The sequence below is a fragment of the Halomonas sp. MES3-P3E genome, from assembly GCF_002836035.1.
GTDB classification, from domain to species: Bacteria; Pseudomonadota; Gammaproteobacteria; order Pseudomonadales; family Halomonadaceae; genus Vreelandella; species Vreelandella arctica.
This window is the reverse complement of sequence record NZ_PJBT01000141.1, coordinates 1-489: the sequence shown is the minus strand read 5'-3', so window position 1 is coordinate 489 and position 489 is coordinate 1. Positions and strand designations below refer to the sequence as shown.

The 489-nt window shown below is 59.3% G+C and carries 1 protein-coding gene; it reads right to left on the bottom strand.

Annotated elements, in window-relative coordinates:
* A partial coding sequence (locus tag CXF87_RS12350; protein WP_332870647.1) for an MFS transporter occupies positions 1–489 on the bottom strand: 489 nt, incomplete at both ends.

The window sequence follows — 489 nt, the reverse complement described above, 5'->3', positions numbered from 1 at the left end:
AAACGATGGGCCCAGCCAGCCCAGGTAGAGGCTGAGTGCCATCATAACGCCACCCAGCAGCATGACTGGCCGCTCGGACACCCGTTCCAGCACCTTGGGCAGCAGTAAGGCTATTAGCATGGAGCCCCCGCCTGCGGCGGCAAAGGCCAGTGCGACTTCTTTCTCGCCCAAATTCAACACCGAGCGTACGAGTACCACCGTGTTGACGATCTGCATGGCCCCGGCGGCTGAAACAGCCAGGTTCAACGCCAGTAGCCCGCGCAACCGGGGCGTCTTCAGGTAAATCCGCATACCATGAGTAACGCGACGCCAGACGCCGGGGGCTTCCTCTAGGGGGTGAGACGCAGGCAGGATCACCGATATAACCAGGGCGGCAGAGATAACGAAGGCCAGAGCATTGATTACAAACAGGACATCAAAACCCATCACCATCAGCAATGCCGCCGCCGCCATCGGGCTAAGAAGGTTCTCTAAATCATAGGCGAGACG